Source organism: Megalodesulfovibrio gigas DSM 1382 = ATCC 19364 (genome assembly GCF_000468495.1).
Classification (GTDB): Bacteria; Desulfobacterota; Desulfovibrionia; order Desulfovibrionales; family Desulfovibrionaceae; genus Megalodesulfovibrio; species Megalodesulfovibrio gigas.
This window is the reverse complement of record NC_022444.1, coordinates 1,755,131-1,777,505: the sequence shown is the minus strand read 5'-3', so window position 1 is coordinate 1,777,505 and position 22,375 is coordinate 1,755,131. Positions and strand designations below refer to the sequence as shown.

The following is a 22,375-nucleotide window of genomic DNA, read 5'->3' as shown; positions in this document are numbered from 1 at the left end:
GGCTGCTAAAACTGGCTGAGGTTTGTGGGTAATCAGGAAAGTCTTTGGAAAGTGAGTTCGGGGACTGTCCCCCACGGCCGCAGGGAATCGTGTTCCTGGACACGGCCCCTACCCTTCCTGATTGCCAAGCCATGCGAGTGCGCTGCGCAACGTCTCGGTGAGACGGGCAGCACGGGCCGGCGATTCGAAGACGCCGATTTGTTGGGCACCAACAAAGGCCATGTATTTCAGCTCCGCCAGCAAGTGCGGGTCTCGGTATCCTCGTTCTTGAAAAATTTCGGCAATGAATGCAATCCGCCGCTTGTCCACTCGTTCCATCGCAACACGGGCCCGGGCATCCCGCATGGCCCAGGCTCTCACTGCACGGTCGAGCTGATGATCCAGCAGACGCGCCAACCCCTCAATGCGGACCTCACGCTGAAAGGTGTCTGGCTCGGGCGCACTATCGCGTATGAGAGCCTCGGTCAGCTCCTCTTCCCAGTGCGTCAGCAGTGCGGACAAGTAGCTGTCCAGCTCCCGAAAGTGATGATAGAAGGAACCTTTTGTCCTGCCGACTGCCATGCAGAGCCGATCGACAGTCAGTGCTTCCAGGCCCTCATCACGGAGGATCGTCAGCCCTGCACTACACCAATCCCGCGGCGACGTATTTCTGGTCATCAATGCTCCATCGCCATGCACAGCAGCAGTGAAAGAAGCAGACACAGCGGAGAATAGAGGATGATGTTGAGCTTGACAAAAGGACTGTCCGCCTTGCGCCGAATGATTGAATACGCAAGACCAAGCAGCCCACGCAACAACAGTATGATGGCGACAAGCAAGGTGCCCCGCTGAATCCAGTGCGGTGCAAGGGGAAGAGAAAGGAACCCGGCGGCACCAGACACAAGAGCCATGCCAGCCAACAACAGCATAACCACGCACCAACATGGTCCGGGGCCGGGAGCTCGTGTCCCCGGCGGGCTCCCCACCACCATCCGGGCAAGGCTCTCACTGTCGCGGCCCGGCCAAAAACCGCCAAGCGCCCAATACCCATGGAGCACCGCCAGGGCGCCAAAGGCACTTGCAACGCCCAGGGCCGCCCAACTGCGCATCATGCCTTACTCCTTGCTCCAGGCGCCATCTCGCCGAATGAGCATTGCCGCGTGCAGTCCGAAGGGTTCGGGCGTAATCCCACGCGAGGCGTCCCAAATCTCGATACGCTCAGGCCGGAATCGAAGCAATACGTAATCATCTCCCCTGGGGCCGTCGGGGAAAAACGCCCACCACTTTGGCATAAACCGTTGACGCCGCTCCATAACATTCTCGACCACTTCGACCTGCCCCACCAGCACCACGCACGCGGCCTTGCTGTCGTCCTGGTATACAAGCGTCGCCCGTGAATCGTTGCGAAGCTGGGCAACCTTGCGCGAGCGAGGGCTGGTGCCAAGCCACACCTCGAAGTCAGGCCCGGGCGGAAACGGCTGCAGCACACGGGCACCAATGTGTTCTGCTCCGTACGTAGCCAGCAGGCAGTACTTTTTGCGCGCCATCGTCGCGCGTGCTGCAGCCAGGATGGACGCCGTGGTGGTACAATTGCGAGCCTGGGCCTTGCGACGATAGCGCAGGGCCAGGAACCGGACGAGACGCAAGGAAAAGGAAGTGTTGTTCATCATGAGCATACCATACCGTATGGTATTCAAACGGTCAAGCGGATTGCCTTCCGGCAGCGCCGGTTCTATACAAGTGGTGACGGTCGAGCGCTGGAAAAACGCCGAGCCACGGGAGTGGAGCGCACACGCGCTGCAGCCGATGAGGGGGAGGCGGACTCGATCCGCACTGGCGTCCCTCCGACCGTCACCCCTTCCCTTCCCAAAATTGACACCCGCCTGGAATCATACCGAAAAGTCTTCGGCAAAAGAGCTCGGGGGAAACGCCATGCTGCAGAAAGGTGTTCCCCCGTCCGCTCTATTCAAACGGAACGTGCCTTAACTGAGGGCCTTGCCTTCCGGCAGCCGCGGGTCTATATCTGATGCTACCGGGGAGCCCTTGAAGACTGGAAAAACGCCGGGCCAGTGGTTGCTTACGAGCTTCCATGCGGGGGAGGCGGGCTTTGACTCGCATTGGCGTCCCGCCAGGGGCTCCCCCTCCATCGTTTTCCAGGCCATGCCCCACAGACGGCCCAGGCCGGCGGACCGCAAAAGGGGCCTGACGCCAGGGCGACAACATCGCCGTGGCGTCAAGCCCCTGGGCTGGTGTGGCGGGCACGTCCCTACTGCGGGATGCTGAACGGGGTCAGCGAGATGGCCTCATCCGGCAGCCAGGTGATGCCGAAACTCTGCCCGTCCGTGGTGGTGATGAGCCCCACGTCCACGTTGAACGGGGCGTCCTTGGTCAGGTCCGCATCCTGTTCCACAATGAGAAAGCGCTGAAAGGCCGTCAGATCCACGCCTTCTGCGCCCATCTCGGCCGTGGCGTTCATGGTGCTGTGCCAGGGCGGGGTCTGCACGATGAAGTTGCGGATGAGCATCTCCCAGCCCTTGGGCAGCAGGGGGGCCACCAGCACGCTGCCGCCCTGCACCCGGACGTCAAAGCCCATGATCACCGCATCCTCCGTGAGATTGGCCTTGTCCACGGAGACCACAAACATCGCGTTGGGCGCAGGCGTGTCCTGCGCGAACGACATCACCGGCATGAGAATGAGAAGCAAGACGGAAAGCAGCGTGCGAAATTGCATGATCATCCTTCCTTGCTGACTTGCAAAAACCCGGAGCGTGCCCCTTCGATGACGGCTTCATCCACGCAATACGCCAGACGCACAAAGCCCGGCATGCCGAATCCGCGTCCCGGCACAGCCAGGATGCGTTGCGCCTGCAGTTTTGCCACATAGGCCAGATCGTCCCCACCCGGAGCCTTGGGGAAGAAATAGAACGCGCCTTTGGGCAGAAAGAATTCCACCCCGGCCTGGCGCAGCACGTCGGCCATGCAATCGCGCCGGCGCTGATAGATGGGCACCTGCTGCGACTCCCTGAGTGCCGGCAGGCACCGGGCCGCCAACAACTGGCCGATGGCCGGGGCATTGACGTAGCCCAGGATGCGGTTGGCCAGGATCACACCGTCCAGCAGCCCCTGTTTGCCGGCCATGGCCGGGTTCACCAGCAGATAGCCCACGCGCTCCCCGGCCAGGGACAGGTTCTTGGAAAAGCTGGTGGCCACCACGGCGTGCTCGTAATACGGCAGCACCGAGGGCACGGCCAGCCCGTCGTAGGTGAGGAAGCGATAGGGTTCGTCGCACAGCAGGAACACCGGCCGGCGCTGCCGGGCGCTGGCCGCGCGCAGGAGTTCGCCCAGGGCCTGGATTTCTTCGGCCGTGTACACCTGCCCGGTGGGGTTGTTGGGAGAATTGAGGATCAGGGCGCGCGTCTCCCCGCGGGCCAGGGCGGCTTCGATGGCCTCCAGATCCAGGCTGAAATCCGTTTCCTTGCATGCGACGGTGTCCAGCACCCCGCCATGGTTGGCGGTATAGGCGCCGTATTCCACAAAATACGGCGCCAGGGCCAGCACGCGATCCCCCGGTTCCAGCACGGCCCGGAAAAAGGAGTTGATGGCGCCGGCCGCACCGCAGGTGACCACCAGATCCCCGGCCGTGCAGGCCACGCCCTGCTCTGCCGTGGCCAGGGCGGCCAGGGCCTCGCGCACGTGGGGGTAGCCGGCGTTGGGCATGTAGCCCAGGGCCATGGGGCGGTCCAGGGTCGCGGCAATCTCTCGCAGGGCATCGGCCATGCCGGGCGGGGGCGGCAGATCCGGATTGCCCAGGCTGAAATCATAGACCTGATCCGCGCCGTATTGGGCCTTGAGGGCCGCGCCGGCTTCGAACATCTTGCGGATCCATGAGGAGCGGGTCAGCGCCTCGGCCACAGCCGGCGCGAGCAGAGAACTGTTCACGAAGCATCTCCCAGGAGGCGCACCGGCCGGCGTCAGGGGATATCGAGGCCCATGGTGCGGTATTCGTTGAGTTTATTGCGCAGGGTCCGCACGGAGATACCCAGCAGCTCCGCCGCCTGCGTGCGGTTGCCGGAGGTCTGCTCCAACCCCCGCATGATCATGATCCGTTCCATTTCCTGCAAGGGAATGACCTTGCCGCCCAGCATGTGCTCCAGGGCCTCGCCGGAAAGGGGCACAGGCAGCAGCGTGGCGTGCTCGTCTGCTGCGTCTGCACCGCCGGAAACAGTCGCAGCTGCCGGGGCGGGCTCCTCTTCGGGGGTCCAGGAATCGTCATCCAGCAAAAAATGCATGGTGACGATGGGCCCGCGCCCGGCCAGCAGCACAGCGCGTTCCATGAGGTTCTGCAGCTCGCGCACGTTGCCCGGCCAGTGGTAGGCCATGAGCCAGTCGGTGGCTTCGCTGGAAAATCCCAGCCGCGACAGGCCGTATTGCTTGCAAAATTTGTCCACAAAAAAATGCGCCAGCAGCAGAATGTCTTCCCCTCGTTCGCGCAGGGGCGGGAGCTTCAGGGGGATGACGTTCAGGCGAAAGTACAAGTCCTGGCGGAACTTGCCGGCTTCCACCCACTCCTGCAGGGAGCGGTTGGTGGTGGCCAGCACGCGCACATCCACCTTCACGGACTCTGTGCCGCCCACGCGGTCCAGCTCGCTTTCCTGCAGCACTCGCAGCAGCTTGGCTTGCAAGCCAAAATCCATTTCGGAAATTTCATCCAGCAGGATGGTGCCGCCGTGGGCCAGTTCGAACTTGCCCGGCTTGCGGGCAATGGCGCCGGTGAAGGCGCCTTTTTCGTGGCCAAAGAGCTCGCTTTCCAGCAGATGTTCCGGCAGCGCCGCGCAGTTCACCGCCACGAATGGCCCCTGGGCCCGGTCGCTCATGGAATGCAGAAACCGGGCGAACATCTCCTTGCCGGTGCCGCTTTCGCCGGAAATGAGCACCGTGGCCTTGGAGGGCGCCACCTGTCGCGCCAGGGCCAGCACCCGGGAGACCACGGAATGTTTTCCTATGATGTCAAACGGATGTGCCTTGTGGACGGGTTTTTTCTGCGCCACGGCAGGCGCATCGGTCCTGGGGGTGGCGGCGATGATCTTTTCGGCGTCCAGGGGCTCCAGCCAGTAGTCCTGCGCACCAAGTTCCAGGTAGCGCTGGGCTTCGTCGGGCGAGCCTTTATCCGTGATGACAATGACGGGCGGGAAGCCCTCCTCCCGGGCTGCCTCCGCCAGCAGCTCCTCCACGCGATACCCCGGCAACCGCGGCCGCGAGAACACCAGCGCCGGGCGACGCTTTTGAATCACGGCCAGCGCACCGCGCAGGGATTCCGCCATGCCGGACTCCAGCCCTTCTTCCTTCAACGTGGAGAAGAGCGCAGACACGGTGGCCGTCGGAGCCAGAAACAACAGCGTTGCAGACATACCCGCTGCATACCCTTATTCCCTGCCTCTTTCAACGGCTTGCGGCCCCTGGAAATCATGTGGACAGCGTTTTCTTCTTTACCAGCCCCCGGCATCGTGGCTATTCTGCGACGATGGACCAACAACGCGCCCTGTTGCTGCTTGAGGCCGTGGCCACCGGCCAGCGTTCGCCCCAGAGCGTTCTGGACGAACTGCGACTCGGCCCTTTCAAAGACGCCCTGCACGCCGCCGACGGCCTGCACCTGGATACCCACCGCGCCCTGCGCACGGGCCACGGCGAAGTGGTCTTCGCGCCGGGCAAAACCATTCCCCGGCTGCTGAGCGCCATGACGCAACTGCGCGAGGTCGGCCCGGCCCTGGCCACCCGCGTGGACCCCGACCAGGCCGCGGCCCTGCGCCAGGCTTTTCCCGACGGCGAATGGTGGGAAGACGCCCGGCTTTTCGCCTGCAACAGCCCCCTGCCGCTGCAGCACACCGCCGGCACACCCGATGCCGGGACGGCGCTGGTGGTGGTCACCGCCGGCACCTCCGACCTGCCCGTGGCCCTGGAAGCCTTTGGCACGGCGCGGTTTCTGGGACTCGCCCCGGCCCTGGTGGCGGATGTGGGCGTGGCGGGCCTGCATCGCCTCACGCCGCATCTGTCCCTGCTGGGCAACGCCCGGCTGCTCATCGTGGTGGCGGGCATGGAAGGCGCACTGCCCAGCGTGCTGGCCGGCCTCACCGGCCGACCCATCCTGGCCGTGCCCACCTCCGTGGGCTATGGCGCCAGCTTCGGCGGTCTGGCCGCCCTGCTGGCCATGCTCAACTGCTGCGCCCCGGGCGTGGCCGTGCTGAACATCGACAACGGCTTCGGCGCAGCCACCATGGCCGCCAAGCTGCTCGGCTAGGGCAAATTATTTTTTGTAAAGAACTCTCGGGGGAACACCTTTCTCCAGAAAGGTTCTTCCGCCCTTCAAAAGCCGGCCCCCTTCCCAACGACTTTTTTAGCAATTCCAAAGTACTATTAAAGTTTTGGAAGGGGAGAGCGCGAGAGGGGAGAACCTTTTGCAAAAAGGTTCCCCNTTTTTCAAAATTAAAATGCTCTAGCGCGCACACGGCTCCACGCGGCAGGCCACCTCGTCCAGCACCTGCAGCAGCGGCGCGTAACAGCCGCCGGGCTCCATGCCCGTGCCGAAGATGGCTTCCCGCCGCGCCTTGAGGGCCTGTTGCGACACGAGATCCGGCACGGTCTTGGCCAGGGTCATGGCCAGCCGCTCGGCCAGCAGGTAGCCCCGCAGATCCCGGGCCAGGACCTCCAGATTGTGGAGGTACGCTTCCTGGTGGGTCTCCAAAATGCGGAGGGCTTCATTCTTTGGAGCACCAGCCAGGGCGTGTCTGGTCAAGGCATTGAGATGATTAAGATGCGATCCTGGCAATCCGGCCCGCCACCCCAGGAGCCATTCGTTGCGCGGAAACAGCAGCATGTGCTCGCGCCCCAGGGCCAGGCAGGCATCCAGCACCTCGCGCGTTCTGAGCAACAGAGGATGGTCCCAGCGCACGGGCAGGGCTTCCAGGTCCCAGGCCGGCACATCCCGCCGCGCAGGCGCAAGCCGGCCGAGCTGCTCCAGCAGGTGCGCCAGCCAGGCATTGGCCTGGGGCGAGGCCGGGGTTTCCAGGTGCGCATAGCTCAACAGATAGCGGCCGAGGCCTTTTTTCCCATGAATGACACATGGTTGCCCGGATAAAAAATCCGGCCGCAGGGAGATGCCATAGGCCTGTTCCCACTCGCCGAAGGCCTGCAGCGGCAGCAGGGACAGGGGCAGGTCGGCAATCCAGAAATCTTCCCCGGGCATGCCGTAGGTGGCCAGCACGTCCACATCCGGCGAGGGCGAGGGCGCAAACCGCGCCGGCCACCAGATGGGCGCCAGAGGCTCGGCAGGCTGATCCGGCGGCAGCAGGTCATGCTCGGCGGAATCATCCTGACAATGCAGATGGATATGCCCGCTGACAAGGTGCAGCAGCCGGTCCCCGATGGCGGCGCGGGTCCAGGGGCACAGGGCCAGACCGTACTCGCCCGTGAGGCCCAGGCCGGAGCCGCCGCAAAACCCCACATACGTGCCGCCCTGCTCCATGTAGTCCTGGATGGCGGCCATGCCCGGGGCCCCCAGGGCCAGGGCCTTGCGACGAGCCACCCCGCCGGGCACCAGGAGCACATTCGGCGGGTTGCGCCTGAGCAGACCTTGGGCTATGTCTTGGCACCGCACCAAGCGATGGGGTACCTGAAAGGCGGCGGCCGCCCGCCAGGCCAACAGGCCCCAGAGGTGGGATTCGTCCCAGAGAATATACAGCATGTCGGTTGGCAGCGCGAGGAGCAGTGGTAAGGTTGCAATGGTGTTTGACGTCGTTGCAACCCTAGCAGGCCAATCGCCCCGGAGGCAAGCGCGCCGATGGACGGTCCAGACCGCCATCATGCGGGCCCGTTGCCACGGATTCACCCTTTACATCCTGTCCTGAATTGGAGCCGCCAATGGCCGCAGCCGCCTCGTCCAATGGTCAAGAACCCGTCACGCTTCCGAAGGGATACGATCCCAAGGACGTGGAATCCCGCTGGAGCGCCTGGTGGGAGGAACGTGGTTCCTTCATCGCCGACCCGGACGCCCCCGGAGCGCCCTACTCCATCGTCATCCCGCCACCCAACGTGACGGGATCCTTGCACATGGGGCATGCCCTGAACCTGACCCTGCAGGATATCCTCTGCCGCCACCATCGCCAGCTGGGCCGCAAGGTCCTCTGGGTGCCGGGCATGGACCATGCCGGCATCGCCACCCAGAACGTGGTGGAACGCATGCTGGCCAAGGAAGGCGTCTCCCGGCACGACCTGGGCCGCGATGCCTTCATTGAGCGCGTCTGGCAATGGAAGGAGGAGTACGGCGGACGCATCCTCAACCAGATCAGGCGGATGGGCGCATCCGTGGACTGGAGCCGCCAGCGGTTCACCCTGGATGAAGGCCTCTCCCGCGCCGTGCGCGAAGTTTTCGTCACCCTGTACGAAGACGGCCTCATTTATAAGGGCAAATATCTGGTCAACTGGTGTATCCGCTGCCACACCGCCCTTGCCGACGACGAGGTGGAATTCACCCCCAAGAAGGGCGTGCTGTATCAGATCAAATACCCCACGCCCGACGGCACCGACGGCCTGGTGGTGGCCACCAGCCGGCCCGAAACCATGCTGGGCGACACCGCCGTGTGCGTGCATCCCGAGGATGAACGCTACCTGCACCTGCACGGCAAGACCGTGCGCCTGCCCCTGACCGACCGCGAGATTCCCGTCATCACGGACACCTACGTGGAAAAGGACTTCGGCACCGGGGCCCTCAAGGTCACGCCGGCGCATGATCCCAACGACTGGGAACTCGGCCGCCGTCACGGGCTGGAAGTGATTTCCGTCCAGGACGACGAAGGCTTCATCAACGAAAACGCGCCGGAACGCTTCCGCGGCCTCGCCCGTGAGCAGGCCCGGGCCAAGGTGCTGGCCGAGCTGGCCGAGCTTGGCCTGCTGGTGGGGCAGACGGAGTACGATCACAACGTGGGCGTGTGCTACCGCTGCAAAAGCGTCATCGAGCCCCACGTCTCCCCGCAGTGGTTCGTCAAGGTCAAGCCGCTGGCAGAAGAGGCCCTTGCGGCCGTGACTGACGGCCGGACGTCCATCCATCCGGAATCCTGGACCAAAACCTACAATCACTGGCTGGAGAACATCCGGGATTGGTGCATCTCGCGGCAATTGTGGTGGGGGCATCGCATCCCGGCCTGGACCTGCGACGGCTGCGGCGAGGTGATTGTGGCGCGCGAAACGCCCACCACCTGCCCCAAGTGCCAGGGATCGCAGCTTGTGCAGGACGAAGACGTGCTGGACACCTGGTTCTCCAGCGCCCTGTGGCCCTTCTCCACCCTGGGCTGGCCGGACAACACCAAGGATCTCGCCGCGTTCTATCCAACGTCGGTGCTGGTGACGGCCTTTGACATCATCTTCTTCTGGGTAGCCCGGATGATGATGATGGGCACCCGCTTCATGGGGCAGCCACCCTTCAAGGACGTGTACATCCATGCCCTGGTGCGCGACGCCGAAGGCAAGAAGATGAGCAAATCCACGGGGAACGTCATCGATCCCCTGGACATGATCGACCGCTTCGGCACGGATTCCCTGCGCTTCACCTTTGCCGCCTTCGCCGCCATGGGGCGCGACATCCGGCTTTCGGAAGAACGCATCGAAGGCTACCGCCATTTTGTGAACAAGCTGTGGAATGCCGCGCGCTTCTCCCTCATGCATCTGCCGGAGGCCCCGGCCATGCCCGCGCACCCGCTGCATGAGACGCCCGGCGTACACCATGCCTGGCTGTTCCACCGGCTGGAGGAACTCAAAACCCAGGTGCAGGAAGCCATTGCCGGCTACTACTTCAACGAGGCCGCCCAGGCGCTGTACAGCTTCATCTGGCACGAGTTCTGCGACTGGTACCTGGAAATGATCAAGCCCGAGCTTTCCGGCGAGGACGACGCCCGCAAGCAGGCCTGCCGCGCCTGCCTGTGGACCGGGCTCACGGAAACCCTGGTGCTGCTGCACCCCATCATGCCCTTTGTGACCCAGGAGATCTGGTCCTGCCTGCCGGGCGTGGCCGGGGAGGATCTCTCGGCCCAGCCGTATCCCGAGCGCCGGCCCCAGTGCGTGAACCCGCGGGCAGCGCATGCCTTCTCCCTCATCCAGGAATCCGTGGTCGCCATCCGCGCCATCCGTGGCGAGCTGAACATCAGCCCCGGCCTGGAACTGGCCGTGCTCATCCAGACCGCCAACGAGGAAGACGCCCAGCTGTACGCGGAAAACGCGGGCATGCTCTCCCTGCTGGCCCGCTGCAAGGCCCCGGCCCTTGGCACCCAGGCCGCGCCCGTCAATGCGCCGCGCGCCTCGGCCACGGCCGTGGTGCAGGGCAACGTCATCTTTGTGCCCCTGGCCGGCGCGGTGGATTTTGAGACGGAAATCGCCCGGTTGGACAAGGAATTGGCCAAGCTGGACAAGGAAATCACCATCGTCAACAAGAAGCTGGCCAACGAGGGCTTCCGGGCCAAGGCCCCGGCCGAGGTGGTGGCCAAGGAGAAGGAAAAGGTGGAGATGATGTCCGACAAATCCGCCACCCTTCAGGCCCGCCGCGCCCGGCTGGTGGAAGCACGCGACGACGCCACGCACTCCAACGCAACTGCTGGGGGAAACGCATAATGCTGGTTTATCTCATCGGCGCAGGCCCGGGCGATCCCGGGCTGCTCACCCTCAAGGGCAAGGCCGTGCTGGAAACGGCGGATGTGGTGGTCTACGACTATCTGGCCAACCAGTCCTTTCTGAATTTCTGCCGGAAAGACGCGGAAATCATTTACGTCGGCAAGAAGGGCGGCGACCACACCCTGCCCCAGGACCAGATCAACCAGCTGCTGGTGACAAAGGCCAAGGAAGGCAAGGTCATCGCCCGGCTCAAGGGTGGGGACCCCTACGTCTTTGGTCGCGGTGCGGAAGAAGCGCAGGAGCTGCTGGCCGCGGGCGTGAACTTTGAGGTGGTGCCCGGCGTCACCTCCGGCGTTGCCGGGCTGGCCTATGCCGGCATTCCCGTCACGCATCGCAGCTACGCGTCCTCGGTGAGCTTTATCACCGGGCACGAGGATCCCACCAAGACCACCACGGCCCTGCACTGGGATGCCCTGGCCAAGTCCGCCTCCACCCTGGTCTTTTTCATGGGGATGAAGAACCTGCCGGATATCGCCAGCAATCTCATGGCCGCCGGCATGTCCGGCAGCACCCCGGCCGCCCTGGTGCACTGGGGCGCCACCTGCCGGCATCGCTCCTGCGTGGGCACCCTGGAAACCCTGCCCCGGCTGGCCAAGGAGCAGAAATTCACCTCGCCCTCGCTCATTGTGGTGGGCGAAGTCTGCAAGCTCCATGACGAACTGAACTTCTTCGAAAAGCGTCCCCTGCTGGGCAAGGGCATCGTCGTCACCCGGGCGCGGGAACAGGCCAGCGACCTCGCCAGCCTTCTGGAAGCCCAGGGCGCCTGCGTGCACCAGTTCCCCACCATCGCCGTCACGCCGCTCACGGACTTCACCGTGCTGGACGCAGCCCTGGACGAACTCGGCAGCTACGACTGGCTCGTCTTCACCTCCATCAATGGCGTGGAACATTTCTGGAACCGCCTGCTGGCCACCGGGCGCGATGCCCGGGCCCTGGCCGGCTGCAAGGTGGCGGCCATCGGGCCGGCCACGGCCCAGGGGCTGAAGGATCGCGGCATTGTGGCGGATTTTCTCCCCGAACGCTTCGTGGCCGAGTACGTGGCCGAAGGCATGCTCGCCAGCGGCGCGGCCGGGAAAAAGATCCTTGTCCCCCGGGCCAAGGAAGCCCGCGAACTGCTGCCGGACGAGCTGCGCAAGGCCGGCTGCCATGTGGATGTGGTGCCGGTGTACGAGACCGTGCGCGCGGACTCCGACGCCGCCGCCCTCCTGGAAGTGCTCCAGGCCGGGGGCGTGCAGTGCGTGACCTTTGCCTCCAGCTCCACGGTGGACAACTTCTTCGCCCTGGTGCCGGCAGACGAGTTCCGCCGTCTGGCCCCGGACGCCAAGCTGGCCTGCATCGGTCCGGTGACGGCCAATACGCTGAAAAAATACGGCTTCGGCGTGGATATCCAGCCGGAAGACTACACCATCCCGGCCCTGGTGCAGGCCGTTGTCGATTATTGCGCGCATTAGAGCAGCGTTTTTTTGAAACGTGCTCTCGGGGGAAAACCTTTCTGGAGAAAGGTTTTCCCCCGAACCCCCTTTCCAAAGACTTTTTATGGTGATTCACGGTCACTAGGAAAGTTTTAGAAGGGGAGAGCGCGAGAGGGGAGAACCTTTTGCAAAAAGGTTTCCCCTCTCGCAACGACCTTTCTCAAGACGAACATGCCCTAGCCCGCATCAGGACCGCGCCATGCTCAACCTCGCCGTGCTCGTCTCCGGATCAGGATCCAACCTGCAGGCCATGCTCGACCGCAAGGCGCAGGGGCTGCTGGATGTTGATTTCCGGCTGGTGCTCTCCAACAAGGCGGATGCCTACGGGCTTGAACGGGCGCGCGCTGCCGGCGTGCCCGCCCTGGCCATCGACCATCGCCAGTTCCCGGACCGCGAAGCCTTCGACGCCGCCATGGTCGCCGCCATCAGGGACCATGGTGCAGACACCGTCGCCCTGGCCGGCTTCATGCGTCTGCTGACGCCGACCTTCCTCAACGCCTTCCCCGGCCGCGTGCTGAACATCCACCCTGCCCTGCTCCCCAGCTTCCCCGGCGCCCGCGGCCAGCGAGATGCCGCCGCCTACGGCGTTACCATCGCCGGCTGCACCGTGCATCTGGTGGATGAGCAGATGGACCACGGCCCCATCATCATCCAGGCCGCCGTGCCCGTGCCGCCCGGCGCGGACGGCGAGGCCCTGGCCGCACGCATCCTGACCTGGGAACACCGCATCTACCCCCAGGCCTTGCAGTGGCTGGCCCAGGACCGGCTGCGCCTGGACGGCCGGCACGTGCGCATACACGGCCCCGCTGCCACCCCGGCCACGCCCGGCGACGCCCTGGTGCATCCGCCCCTGGAACCGGGGTTCTAAAGCATTTTAATTTTGAAAAAGGACATTGCGAGAGAGGAAACCTTTTNAAAGGTTTTCCCCCGAGAACTCCTTTCAAAGATAACTTGCTCTAAAGCCTGTTTCTCCATGCCAGAGCAAGGGTTCCGTGCATGGGACGCCTTGCGGCTGCAGAATTTTGCTTGCATTTTTCAGGGAATAGGTATTCAACACGAATATCTGCCAAGGCACATCCGCACGCATGTGGCAGGCGGGATTTTTCGGGAGGGGGGGCATGGCATTCCAATTCACCCTGTCGGATGCGGAAAAGCAATACCTCAAGACCATTGCGCGCGAGGCCATCGAAGCCGGCCTGAAGCGTCAGCCGTATGCGCCGTCCGAACCGCCCACGGCCACGCTGCGTGAACACCTGGGCGCATTCGTCACCCTCACGCTGCACGGGGAATTGCGCGGGTGCATCGGCCATGTGCTCGGCGATGCGCCGCTGTACACCACCGTGGCCCAGATGGCCCGGGCGGCGGCTTTTGAGGATCCGCGGTTCCCGTCCCTCACGGCCCGGGAATTTGCCGTGGCGGCGCTGGAAATCTCCATCCTCTCCCCGGTCACACCGTGCCCGGATCCGGAGCAGGTCGAGGTGGGCCGGCACGGGCTCATCGTCAATCGCCACGGCCGTTCGGGGCTGCTGCTGCCCCAGGTGGCAGTGGACTGGGGCTGGACCCGCGACGAGTTCCTGGCCCACACCTGCCGCAAGGCCGGACTGCCTGAACACTGCTGGCGTCAGACCGGCACGCAGCTGTTCTGGTTCGAGGCCGTGGTGTTTTAATCGATCCACAAATGTGCCTGCCGTTTTCGGTATGGCAAACGCCTTGCGATTTCAGGCAAGGAAAGCTATCGTCAACCCACTGTCCCAGAGAGCATTAGCGAGGAATCCCATGCGTTTTGTATCGTTTTTGACATCTTTCCTCCTGCTGGCCACGGTGCTTCTCTCCACGGGCGCGCATGCCCAAACCGCCCCCACGGCCAGGCCCGAGGCCCAGCAGCAAAAGCCTGCGCCGGCTGCGCCGGTGGCCCCGGCTGCGCAGGCCAAGCCCGGGGTGCCCCTGGCCATCGAGCATGCCGGCGCAGACGCCGTGGGCGGCTCCCTGGCGTACAAACTCAAGGATCTCGCTGGCCGGTCCAGCCTGTTCCAGTTGAGCACCGCCGACGAAAAACGCATCAAGCTGATGGTGCGCACGATGGAAGAATTTCGCGACCGGCCCAACGAGGCCTCGGTGTACAGCGTGGTCTGGGTGTATTCCGAAAACGAATCCACCCTTAAATACTTTCTGGATGTCGAAAGCGGCCTGGTGTTTGCCGGCACGGCGGACGAAAAAGCGCAGGCCCTGCTCTCCAAAACCCAGGAACTTGCTAGCCGATATGGCTATCTCTTTGAGTAAAGGCTCGGCATGGCCTGCATTCTGGTTGTAGACGATGAGGAGTCCATTCGCATCACGTTCCGAGCATTCCTGGAGCGCGAGGGGCACACCGTCCATGTGGCGGAAGGCTATGAGCAGGCGCGACGGTTCCTGGACCACACCGTGCCGGATTTGCTGTATCTGGACATCCTGCTGCGCGGTCCCAGCGGGCTGGAACTGCTCAAGCATGTGCGGGAGCGGCAGTTTTCGTGTCTGGTGGTGGTCATCACCGGGGAACCGTCTCTGGAATCGGCCACCGAAGCCCTGCGGCTGGGCGCGCACGACTACATTTCCAAGCCCATCAACCGGGATTCCCTGCTCCACAGCGCCCGCGTGACCCTGAAGCACAAGGCGCTGCAAGACGAAAAGCGCCAGCTGGAGGCGGAAAAGGAATGGCTCCGCCTGCATCTGGAGGCCATGTTCCAGAGCATTTCCTCCGCAGTCATCACGTTCGATCAGGACATGCGCGTCATTCGCGCCAATGCGGCCACGCGCACCATCCTGGGCCTGGATCCGGATCGCCTGCCCGGGTAGCTCTGCGCGCTGGCCCTGGGCGAACGCCACGAAGCGTTTTGCGACGTGGTGCGCCGGACCCTGCGGCAGGCGCCGGTGCGGGAATTTCGCGTGGAGTTGCCCGCCAACGGACGGCCGGCACAATCGCTGGTGCTGGACTGCTCCCCCATGCAGGACGCCCAGCGCCGTCACCTGGGGGCCGTGCTGCTGGCGCGGGACATCACCCGGCTGGCCGGCCTGGAGCGCGCTCTCAAGGAGCGGACCAGCTTCCGGAAAATAATCGGCAAGAGCAAGGAAATGCAGGAAATCTTCCAGCTCGTGGAAGATCTTTCCAAGACGGACACCTCCGTGCTCATCACTGGCCCCAGCGGCACGGGCAAGGAGCTGGTGGCCGAGGCCCTGCACGCCAACGGCCCGCGGGCATCCCAGCAGCTGGTGAAGGTGAACTGCTCGGCGCTTTCGGAAAATCTCCTTGAGAGCGAGCTGTTTGGACACGTACGCGGCGCCTTTACCGGCGCGGTGCGGGACAAGGTCGGCCGGTTCAGGCTGGCGCATCGCGGCACCATCTTTTTGGATGAAATCGGGGATGTCTCCCCCAAAATCCAGCTCAATTTGCTGCGCGTGCTGCAGGAAAAAGAATTCGAGCGCGTGGGCGACACGGAAACCATCAAGGTGGATGTGCGCGTCATCGCCGCCACCAATGTGGATCTGCGCGAAAAAGTCCGCCGCGGCGAATTCCGGGAAGATCTCTTCTACCGGCTCAAAGTGGTGGAACTGCAGCTGCCTGCCCTCAAGAATCGCCGGGAGGACATCCCCTTGCTCCTGGATCACTTCATGGCCTTGTTCTCCCGGCAACTGGGCAAGCACATCCATGAGGTGGCGGAGGAAGTGCAGACCGTCTTCATGGACTACCACTGGCCCGGCAACATCCGCGAGTTCAGGCACGCCATTGAGCACGCATTCATCCTGTGCCGCAGCAACCGCATCGAACTGGAGCACCTGCCGCGGGAAATCCGGGAAGCCGCCCTGCCCATCACCGCCGCCTGCGCCGGGGCCCTGCCGCTGCTGGATGAATCCTCCCTGCGCGATGCCCTGGTGCGCACCGGCGGCAACAAGGCCAAAGCCGCCCGGCTGCTGGGCATCAGCCGCCAGACCATCTACCGCAAGCTGGAAGAATTCGGCCTCCAGGAATAGTCCATTGCTTTATCTCATTTTTTAGGGATGTTGCATGTGCCTGCAGCCCGTGCTAGATGCTGTGGTGCGGGGTTGGCAAATTGCCACCGCGATTGCGATCCACCACGCAAAGAGGCGGCGACGGGTATGATTCGCGTCCAGCACATCACCTCTCTTGATGAGTTCGAGTCCCTGGCCCAGGAGTGGGATCGCCTGGTCCTGGCTTCCCGGTTCCCTACCCCCATGCTGCTGCACGACTGGGCGTCCTGCTGGCTGCGCACCGTGGGCAAGGCATATGCCCCGGCGGTGATCGCCGTCTGGGAAAGCGACCAGCTGGCGGCGGTCGCCCCCTTGTGCCGGCGACGTCTCCATCTGGGGCCGGTGCCGGCGCTGCACGAGCTTCGCACCCTGGGCGCGGCGGGCGTTTCCGGCATGTATTTCGATTTTCCCGTGCATGCCCAGGCCAGCAAGCACGCCCGGCAGGCCCTGCTGCAGGCGCTGCACCAGATGCCGCAATGGCATCGGCTGCGGCTGGAGCGCATGACCCCTGGCTCCCAACTGCTCGACGCCTGCCAGCACGGCACCCTGTTTGGCGACACCGTCACGGAATGCCGGCAGGACGTCCCCTGCCCGGTGTTGCCCCTGCCGGACACCATGGCCGAGCTGGAAGCCGGCATGGACCCGGTGTTTCGCGCCATCCTGCGTCGCAAGAACCTCAAGATCGCCCCGTCCAGGCATGCGGTCGCCTTTGTCCCTGCCATCCCCGCCGAGACCCTGGACGCAGACCTGACCCGCCTGTTTCAGGTGCATACAGCCCGTTGGACGCACATGGGCCATGCCGGCGAATTTGCCAATGCGGACCGGACGCAATTCTTCATCGACCTTGCCCACCGCCTGCATGCAAAGGGCTGGCTGCGCTTTTCCAAGCTGCTGTTGGACGGCGAGGGCCACTGCTTTGTCTATGGCGTGCAACTTGGGGATCAGTATTTCGGCCTGCAGACCGGCATCAGCCCGGAGGGGCTGGCCTGCCATGCTGGCATTTACAACATGTACCAGCTCATGCAACACCTGCTGCCCACGGCCTCGCGCTTCCACTTTATGGAAGGGGATGAGTCGTACAAATTCAAGTGGGGCGCCATGCCTCAGATGTCCTACACCATGCAGGCCTGGCACGGATTGCGCGGCCGCGCCGTGTGCAGATTGCGGCGCATGCGGCAAGTGGTGCAGGCCTGGCGGGCGCAGCGCGCGGCGACGGTGGAGTGATTGTCGGCAGGGTGCTGACACGTCACACCAGGACATGCCGGCACCCTGCCGCTTCTCGTTTACGCTGCGCATTCCTCTTCGGCCGGCACGGTGGCTGACTCCACCGCCGGCTCCATGGCCAGGCGATAGGCGGCCACGTCCTCCACGCTGAGCACAATCATATCATGGCGCTCGGCAAAGGCCACGATTTCCGGCGTGCGGGCCATGGTGCCATCCGGGTTGGTCAGCTCGCACAGCACACCGCAGGGAGCCAGACCAGCCAGGCGCATCAGGTCCACCGTGGCCTCGGTGTGGCCGCGGCGTTCCAGCACGCCGCCGGGGCGGGCCCGCAGGGGGAAGACATGCCCCGGCCGGCGCAGGCTGGCGGGGGTGGCGTCCTCGGCGGCGGCGGCCTGCACGGTGCGCACACGATCCGCGGCGGAAACGCCCGTGGTTACGCCGTGGGCCGCCTCCACACTCACAGTGAAGGCCGTCTGGTAGCGGCTGGAATTGTCCTGGACCATCATGGGCAGATCCAGGGCACGGACTTTCTCATCCGTAAGGCACAGGCACACGATGCCGCTGCACTCGCGGATAAGCATGGCCATCTGGGCCACGGTCAAGGTTTGGGCCGGGAAGATGAGGTCGCCTTCGTTCTCGCGGCCTTCATCATCCACCACGAGCACCCCGCCACCCGCGGCCAGCGCGGCCAACGCGCGTTCCACCCGTTGCGTGGCATTCCCGAAGCGATCCAACAGCGTCTGATTCATGGGCTCTTTCCTCATTGCATCAAAGGGCCAGAATCAGGGCATGGGAACAGACAGCCCCTGCCGGACGCACGACGCACCCCGCCTCGCGCAGCAGCTGCACGCGACGCAGCACGGCCTGCAGACAGGCGGCCGCCTTATCCTCTTTCATCCGGACTGTCACCGTCGGCTCTGGCCTTGCACCAGATCTGCTGGACCCTGCGCCGGCACAACCGGCCCGGCACAGGCGCTCGCGGGCTCTCCAGGCACGACGCCGACCGCCGATCCCGGAATACCGCCGGTGGGGAATTGCACCCCGCCCTGAGAATAAGTGGGAGATGCATGCGTCAGGCAGGGCGGATCTGTCAAGGGCCAGATCACGGACCAGATCACGGACCAGATCAGGGACGCGGGCCGATGTTCCTAGTGTTATTCGTGATTTGTGTCACATGGACAGAGATGAATGAGACACTTCTGTCTCTCCGGCAAGCAGAATCAAGTCATGCGGGTGACAAATTAACCACAACACATTGAATTATCGAAAGAAAGATTTCCACACCCCATCGTCTAATATCTCATTTCATTGGCACCATTGTTGCTTTTGCCAACAGAATCAATCCTTTCACCATGTTGTTTTGCATAAAGTTGCTTATGCTGCCCACCGTTGGAGCTGACGCCCTGCACCCGGACGCATTGCAGCAAGAGGAACTCCTCTTGCTTGGCGTGTTGCGGGATCAGGACCACGAGGTGCTGACCGACACGCTGGAGGCCATCTGGAAGGAATTCGCCGGCAGGCTGGCCGTGTGGCTGCTTGAGGAAACTGCGCTGGCGGAAGTCACGGACTGTTTCGCCATCACCGGCACCCCCACCTTCTTGCTGCTGCATCGGGGGGTGGAACTGGAACGGCACCTGGGCCGGGCAGATGCCTCCACCCTTGCCGCCTTCATCCGCCGACACGCGCCGTTTTCGCACCTCGCGTCTCCATAAGTCACCAGTCCCTTCGCCTTGTGCGAGGCCCATTGTGAGTGGCTTGCGTTTTCTTTGGATTGCCCCCCAATTCGCCAAGGATCCTGCCGAGCCGCTCATCTGCTCCCAGACGGGGACCTGCACAGGTCCCCGTTTTTCTTGCGCCGCCCCTGCGCTCCGGCCTTTGCCAATTCCTCGCGTTCCGGCTATGCTCGGCCCATGACAACGCACCTGCAACCCGGCGAATTTTCCCTGCTGACCCAATGCGGCACGGCCCGGGCCGGCCTGCTCGGCACGGCCCATGGCACCCTGGAAACCCCGGTCTTCATGCCCGTGGGCACCCAGGGCACGGTGAAGGCCCTAGGCCCGGACGATCTGGCGGCCCTGGGGCCGCGCATCATCCTGGGAAACACGTACCACCTGTACCTGCGTCCTGGCGACGAGCGCGTGGCCCGGCTGGGCGGCCTGCACCAGTTCATGGGCTGGAATGGCGCCATCCTCACGGATTCCGGCGGATTCCAGGTCTTCAGCCTCCAGGGTCTGCGACGCATCGAGGAAGAGGGGGTCACGTTCCAGTCCCACATCGATGGCTCCCGGCATCTCTTTTCGCCGGAAAAAGTCGTGTCCATCCAGCGCAATCTGGGGTCGGACATCATGATGGTGCTGGACGAGTGCGTGCCCTACGGCGCAGACAGGGAGTACACGGCCAAGTCCCTCCAGCTGACCACCCGCTGGGCCCGGCGCTGCCGCGAGGCGCACCCGGCCCTGGACCGCGGCCAGTTGCTCTTCGGCATCGTCCAGGGCGGCTTTTTTCCGGACCTGCGCGCCGAAAGCGCCCGCCAGCTGATGGAGATTCCCTTCGACGGCTTTGCCATCGGCGGGCTTTCCGTGGGAGAATCCCGCGCCGAGATGCTGGACATCCTGGCCCACACCGCCCCCCTGCTGCCGCAGGACAAACCCCGCTACCTCATGGGCGTGGGCACCCCGCGCGATCTGCTGGACGGCATCGCCCTGGGGGTGGACATGTTCGACTGCGTGTTGCCCACCCGCAACGCCCGCAATGGCACGCTCTTCACCAGCTTCGGCAAAACCAACATCAAGCTGGCCAAATACGCCGAAGACCCCGCCCCCCTGGATCCGGCCTGCACCTGCTACACCTGCCGCACCTTTTCCCGCGCCTACCTGCGTCATCTGTACATGGCCCGCGAGCTGCTGGCCTACCGGCTGAATACCATCCACAACATCCACTATTATCTCGACCTCATGCGCCAGGCCCGCGCCGCCATCCTCGAACACCGCTTCGAGGCCTTCCGCCGCGACATCCTGGCCCACTATGAAGATGAGGCCACGCCCTCAGGAGACGCCGCATGTCCCAGCAGCCCAACGCCCTGATCCGCGAAAAAAGCCCCTACCTCCTCCAGCACGCGCACAACCCCGTGGCCTGGCACGCCTGGAATGAGGACGCCTTTGCCCTGGCCCGCGAGCAGGACAAACCCGTCTTCCTTTCCATCGGCTATTCCACCTGCCACTGGTGCCATGTGATGGCCCACGAGAGCTTTGAGGATGAAGAAGTCGCCCGCCTGCTCAATGACTGGTTCATCCCCGTCAAGGTGGACCGCGAGGAACGGCCGGACATCGACTCCCTGTACATGACCGTCTGCCAGCTCATGACCGGCGCCGGGGGCTGGCCCCTCACCGTGTTCATGACCGCAGACAAAATGCCCTTCTTTTCCGCCACATACATTCCCAAGATGACGCGCTTCGGCCGCACGGGCATGCTGGAGTTGTTGCCGCGCATCAACGAGCTGTGGCAGCAGCGCCGGCGGGACATTCTGCAATCTGCCGTGTCCATTGCCGAACACCTGCGCCAGTTCGTCGAAGGGGATCTGCTGCGCCAGCACCAGGAGACAGCGCCCCTGTCCGCCGCCACGCTGGACCGCGCCTGCGCCCAGTTGCTGGAACGCTTTGATGCCGAGCACGGCGGCTTTGGCGGCGCGCCCAAGTTCCCCTCCCCCCACAACCTGCTCTTCCTGCTGCGTCGCCATGCCCGCACCGGCAACGCCCAGGCCCTGCAGGCCGTGGAACGCACCCTGCTGGCCATGCGGCTGGGGGGATTGTTCGATCAGCTGGGCGGCGGCTTCCACCGCTATTCCACGGACGAACGCTGGCTGCTGCCCCACTTCGAAAAGATGCTCTACGATCAGGCCACCCTGACCAGGGCCTATCTGGAAGGATTCGAGGCCACCGGCAACGCCCTGTTCGCCGAGACGGCCCGCGCCGTGTTCGACTATGTGCAACGCGATCTGCTGGACGATAGCGGCGCGTTTCATGCCGCGGAAGACGCCGACAGCGAAGGCGAGGAAGGCAAGTTCTACGTTTTCACCACCGAAGAACTGGTCCAGATCCTGGGCGAGGAAGACGCCGCCCTGGCTGCGGAACTCTTCAACTGCCGCCGCGAGGGCAACTTCCTGGAAGAAGCCACGGGCCACGCCACCGGCGCGAACATCCTGCACCTGACCGCCCCCCTGGAGACCCTGGCCCAGGCCATGGGCCTGCCGGTGGACGAGTTGCGGCGGCGCACGAATGCCATCATCGCCCGGCTCTTCGACGCCCGCGGCCGCCGGGTGCGTCCCCACAAGGACGACAAGATCCTGGCGGACTGGAACGGGCTGATGATCGCCTCCCTGGCCTACGGCGCACGCGTACTGCAGGATCAGAATCTGGCCGCGGTCGCTGCCCGGGCTGCGACATGCATCCTTGCCACCATGCGGCTGCCCGATGGCGGGCTCTACCACCGCTACCGCGACGGCGAAGCCGCCGTGCCCGGCCTGCTGGACGACTACGCCGCCATGCTCTGGGGTCTGCTGGAGTTGCACCAGGCCACGGCCGACACCGCATGGCTGGATCAGGCCCGGACACTGGCCACCTTGATGTGCGAAAAATTCTGGGACACCGACCGCGGCGGCTTCTTCCAGGTGGCCGGGGATGCCGAAGCCCTGCTGGTCCGGCTCAAGGATGTGCACGACGGCGCCGTGCCCTCGGGCAACTCCCTGGCCTTCTTCGGCCTGCGCCTGCTGGCCCGCCTGACCGGCGACACCGCCTGGACCGAAAAAGCCCAGGCCATGCTCCAGGCCTTCGGCAACGACATCGCCGCCATGCCCCTTTCCTACACGTTCTTCTGCTGCGGCCTGGAGGACATGTTCCAGCCAGCCGCCCAGGCATAACACGCAGGGCGCGCATCAAGAGGGTGCGGGGGGAACACCGTTGCAAAAA

The 22,375-nt window shown here is 64.2% G+C and carries 21 protein-coding genes and 1 riboswitch; of the genes, 12 read left to right on the top strand and 9 right to left on the bottom strand.

All coding sequences use genetic code 11. The features are described 5' to 3' along the window. Nucleotides 1-108: 108 nt before the first annotated feature. The 6 genes from DGI_RS07755 to DGI_RS07730 all read right to left on the bottom strand — a co-directional run bounded on the left by DGI_RS07755 (nucleotide 109) and on the right by DGI_RS07730 (nucleotide 5,387). Nucleotides 109-657 carry a TetR/AcrR family transcriptional regulator gene (locus tag DGI_RS07755; protein WP_021760337.1) on the bottom strand — a complete coding sequence of 183 codons (549 nt, stop codon included), beginning with the start codon at nucleotides 655-657 and terminating at the stop codon, nucleotides 109-111. Next, nucleotides 657-1,091 (bottom strand): DUF3995 domain-containing protein, encoded by a 435-nt coding sequence (locus DGI_RS07750; RefSeq protein ID WP_021760336.1) that lies wholly within the window; start codon nucleotides 1,089-1,091, stop codon nucleotides 657-659. Before DGI_RS07750 ends, DGI_RS07755 begins: the two co-directional genes overlap by 1 nt. Nucleotides 1,092-1,094: 3 nt before the next feature. Continuing rightward, entirely contained in the window at nucleotides 1,095-1,649 is a 555-nt protein-coding gene (locus DGI_RS07745; RefSeq protein ID WP_202961839.1) for a pyridoxamine 5'-phosphate oxidase family protein, read from the bottom strand. A 596-nt stretch (nucleotides 1,650-2,245) separates the two neighbouring features. Then, nucleotides 2,246-2,710 carry a hypothetical protein gene (locus DGI_RS07740; protein WP_021760333.1) on the bottom strand — a complete coding sequence of 155 codons (465 nt, stop codon included), beginning with the start codon at nucleotides 2,708-2,710 and terminating at the stop codon, nucleotides 2,246-2,248. 2 nt (nucleotides 2,711-2,712) lie between these two features. Further along, a complete protein-coding gene (locus DGI_RS07735) occupies nucleotides 2,713-3,918 on the bottom strand; it encodes a pyridoxal phosphate-dependent aminotransferase (RefSeq protein ID WP_021760332.1) in 1,206 nt (401 codons plus the stop codon). 32 nt (nucleotides 3,919-3,950) lie between these two features. Beyond that, nucleotides 3,951-5,387 (bottom strand): sigma-54 dependent transcriptional regulator, encoded by a 1,437-nt coding sequence (locus tag DGI_RS07730; RefSeq protein ID WP_027193323.1) that lies wholly within the window; start codon nucleotides 5,385-5,387, stop codon nucleotides 3,951-3,953. Nucleotides 5,388-5,446: 59 nt separating this feature from the next. Here DGI_RS07730 and larB point away from each other — a divergent pair, with 59 nt between their 5' ends. Then, nucleotides 5,447-6,274, top strand: coding sequence for a nickel pincer cofactor biosynthesis protein LarB (larB, locus tag DGI_RS07725; RefSeq protein WP_327023698.1), 828 nt, complete (start codon nucleotides 5,447-5,449; stop codon nucleotides 6,272-6,274). A gap of 195 nt (nucleotides 6,275-6,469) precedes the next feature. Here larB and DGI_RS07720 read toward each other — a convergent pair whose 3' ends face one another. Further along, nucleotides 6,470-7,717 carry a hypothetical protein gene (locus DGI_RS07720; protein WP_021760329.1) on the bottom strand — a complete coding sequence of 416 codons (1,248 nt, stop codon included), beginning with the start codon at nucleotides 7,715-7,717 and terminating at the stop codon, nucleotides 6,470-6,472. Between the two features lie 176 nt (nucleotides 7,718-7,893). Here DGI_RS07720 and DGI_RS07715 point away from each other — a divergent pair, with 176 nt between their 5' ends. The 8 genes from DGI_RS07715 (at nucleotide 7,894) to DGI_RS07685 (ending at nucleotide 17,411) form a co-directional block, all read left to right on the top strand. Then, nucleotides 7,894-10,632 carry a valine--tRNA ligase gene (locus DGI_RS07715; RefSeq protein ID WP_021760328.1) on the top strand — a complete coding sequence of 913 codons (2,739 nt, stop codon included), beginning with the start codon at nucleotides 7,894-7,896 and terminating at the stop codon, nucleotides 10,630-10,632. Continuing rightward, a complete protein-coding gene (cobA, locus tag DGI_RS07710) occupies nucleotides 10,632-12,143 on the top strand; it encodes a uroporphyrinogen-III C-methyltransferase (RefSeq protein ID WP_021760327.1) in 1,512 nt (503 codons plus the stop codon). Before DGI_RS07715 ends, cobA begins: the two co-directional genes overlap by 1 nt. A gap of 220 nt (nucleotides 12,144-12,363) precedes the next feature. Further along, nucleotides 12,364-13,032: a phosphoribosylglycinamide formyltransferase gene (purN, locus tag DGI_RS07705; RefSeq protein WP_021760326.1), complete on the top strand. Its 669-nt coding sequence runs from the start codon at nucleotides 12,364-12,366 to the stop codon at nucleotides 13,030-13,032. Between the two features lie 250 nt (nucleotides 13,033-13,282). Continuing rightward, the gene (gene amrA, locus DGI_RS07700) at nucleotides 13,283-13,831 is read left to right on the top strand and encodes an AmmeMemoRadiSam system protein A (RefSeq protein ID WP_021760325.1); all 549 of its coding nucleotides are present in this window, start codon (nucleotides 13,283-13,285) and stop codon (nucleotides 13,829-13,831) included. A gap of 109 nt (nucleotides 13,832-13,940) precedes the next feature. Continuing rightward, nucleotides 13,941-14,444 (top strand): hypothetical protein, encoded by a 504-nt coding sequence (locus DGI_RS07695; protein WP_021760324.1) that lies wholly within the window; start codon nucleotides 13,941-13,943, stop codon nucleotides 14,442-14,444. Between the two features lie 9 nt (nucleotides 14,445-14,453). Then, complete coding sequence (locus DGI_RS19025) at nucleotides 14,454-14,996, top strand: response regulator (protein ID WP_051349738.1); 543 nt, start codon at nucleotides 14,454-14,456, stop codon at nucleotides 14,994-14,996. Nucleotides 14,997-15,041: 45 nt separating this feature from the next. Next, nucleotides 15,042-16,169, top strand: coding sequence for a sigma-54 interaction domain-containing protein (locus DGI_RS07690; protein WP_051349737.1), 1,128 nt, complete (start codon nucleotides 15,042-15,044; stop codon nucleotides 16,167-16,169). A gap of 126 nt (nucleotides 16,170-16,295) precedes the next feature. Continuing rightward, nucleotides 16,296-17,411 (top strand): GNAT family N-acetyltransferase, encoded by a 1,116-nt coding sequence (locus DGI_RS07685; protein ID WP_021760323.1) that lies wholly within the window; start codon nucleotides 16,296-16,298, stop codon nucleotides 17,409-17,411. Between the two features lie 59 nt (nucleotides 17,412-17,470). On the opposite strand, the gene ribB is transcribed toward DGI_RS07685, so the two are convergent. Further along, the gene (gene ribB, locus DGI_RS07680) at nucleotides 17,471-18,160 is read right to left on the bottom strand and encodes a 3,4-dihydroxy-2-butanone-4-phosphate synthase (protein ID WP_021760322.1); all 690 of its coding nucleotides are present in this window, start codon (nucleotides 18,158-18,160) and stop codon (nucleotides 17,471-17,473) included. A 19-nt stretch (nucleotides 18,161-18,179) separates the two neighbouring features. Beyond that, nucleotides 18,180-18,308 carry a hypothetical protein gene (locus tag DGI_RS19415; RefSeq protein ID WP_268741854.1) on the bottom strand — a complete coding sequence of 43 codons (129 nt, stop codon included), beginning with the start codon at nucleotides 18,306-18,308 and terminating at the stop codon, nucleotides 18,180-18,182. Continuing rightward, nucleotides 18,293-18,469: riboswitch (FMN riboswitch) on the bottom strand. Its footprint overlaps the gene before it by 16 nt. Nucleotides 18,470-18,787: 318 nt before the next feature. Here DGI_RS19415 and DGI_RS07675 point away from each other — a divergent pair. From DGI_RS07675 to DGI_RS07665, 3 genes are all read left to right on the top strand, one after another. Further along, nucleotides 18,788-19,123, top strand: a complete 336-nt coding sequence (locus DGI_RS07675) for a thioredoxin domain-containing protein (RefSeq protein ID WP_021760318.1) — start codon at nucleotides 18,788-18,790, stop codon at nucleotides 19,121-19,123. A gap of 198 nt (nucleotides 19,124-19,321) precedes the next feature. Beyond that, complete coding sequence (tgt, locus tag DGI_RS07670; RefSeq protein WP_021760316.1) at nucleotides 19,322-20,494, top strand: tRNA guanosine(34) transglycosylase Tgt; 1,173 nt, start codon at nucleotides 19,322-19,324, stop codon at nucleotides 20,492-20,494. Continuing rightward, on the top strand, nucleotides 20,470-22,326 hold the full coding sequence (locus tag DGI_RS07665; RefSeq protein WP_021760314.1) for a thioredoxin domain-containing protein: 1,857 nt from the start codon (nucleotides 20,470-20,472) through the stop codon (nucleotides 22,324-22,326). Before tgt ends, DGI_RS07665 begins: the two co-directional genes overlap by 25 nt. Nucleotides 22,327-22,375: the final 49 nt, after the last annotated feature.

Bases quoted from the DNA above. Each gene is read 5' to 3' on its own strand.
- DGI_RS07755 (WP_021760337.1), bottom strand. From the start codon at position 657: ATGACCAGAAATACGTCGCCGCGGGATTGGTGTAGTGCAGGGCTGACG.
- DGI_RS07750 (WP_021760336.1), bottom strand. From the start codon at position 1,091: ATGATGCGCAGTTGGGCGGCCCTGGGCGTTGCAAGTGCCTTTGGCGCC.
- DGI_RS07745 (WP_202961839.1), bottom strand. From the start codon at position 1,649: ATGATGAACAACACTTCCTTTTCCTTGCGTCTCGTCCGGTTCCTGGCC.
- DGI_RS07740 (WP_021760333.1), bottom strand. From the start codon at position 2,710: ATGCAATTTCGCACGCTGCTTTCCGTCTTGCTTCTCATTCTCATGCCG.
- DGI_RS07730 (WP_027193323.1), bottom strand. From the start codon at position 5,387: ATGTCTGCAACGCTGTTGTTTCTGGCTCCGACGGCCACCGTGTCTGCG.
- DGI_RS07720 (WP_021760329.1), bottom strand. From the start codon at position 7,717: ATGCTGTATATTCTCTGGGACGAATCCCACCTCTGGGGCCTGTTGGCC.
- DGI_RS07715 (WP_021760328.1), top strand. From the start codon at position 7,894: ATGGCCGCAGCCGCCTCGTCCAATGGTCAAGAACCCGTCACGCTTCCG.
- cobA (WP_021760327.1), top strand. From the start codon at position 10,632: ATGCTGGTTTATCTCATCGGCGCAGGCCCGGGCGATCCCGGGCTGCTC.
- purN (WP_021760326.1), top strand. From the start codon at position 12,364: ATGCTCAACCTCGCCGTGCTCGTCTCCGGATCAGGATCCAACCTGCAG.
- amrA (WP_021760325.1), top strand. From the start codon at position 13,283: ATGGCATTCCAATTCACCCTGTCGGATGCGGAAAAGCAATACCTCAAG.
- DGI_RS07695 (WP_021760324.1), top strand. From the start codon at position 13,941: ATGCGTTTTGTATCGTTTTTGACATCTTTCCTCCTGCTGGCCACGGTG.
- DGI_RS19025 (WP_051349738.1), top strand. From the start codon at position 14,454: ATGGCCTGCATTCTGGTTGTAGACGATGAGGAGTCCATTCGCATCACG.
- DGI_RS07685 (WP_021760323.1), top strand. From the start codon at position 16,296: ATGATTCGCGTCCAGCACATCACCTCTCTTGATGAGTTCGAGTCCCTG.
- ribB (WP_021760322.1), bottom strand. From the start codon at position 18,160: ATGAATCAGACGCTGTTGGATCGCTTCGGGAATGCCACGCAACGGGTG.
- DGI_RS19415 (WP_268741854.1), bottom strand. From the start codon at position 18,308: ATGAAAGAGGATAAGGCGGCCGCCTGTCTGCAGGCCGTGCTGCGTCGC.
- DGI_RS07675 (WP_021760318.1), top strand. From the start codon at position 18,788: ATGCTGCCCACCGTTGGAGCTGACGCCCTGCACCCGGACGCATTGCAG.
- tgt (WP_021760316.1), top strand. From the start codon at position 19,322: ATGACAACGCACCTGCAACCCGGCGAATTTTCCCTGCTGACCCAATGC.
- DGI_RS07665 (WP_021760314.1), top strand. From the start codon at position 20,470: ATGTCCCAGCAGCCCAACGCCCTGATCCGCGAAAAAAGCCCCTACCTC.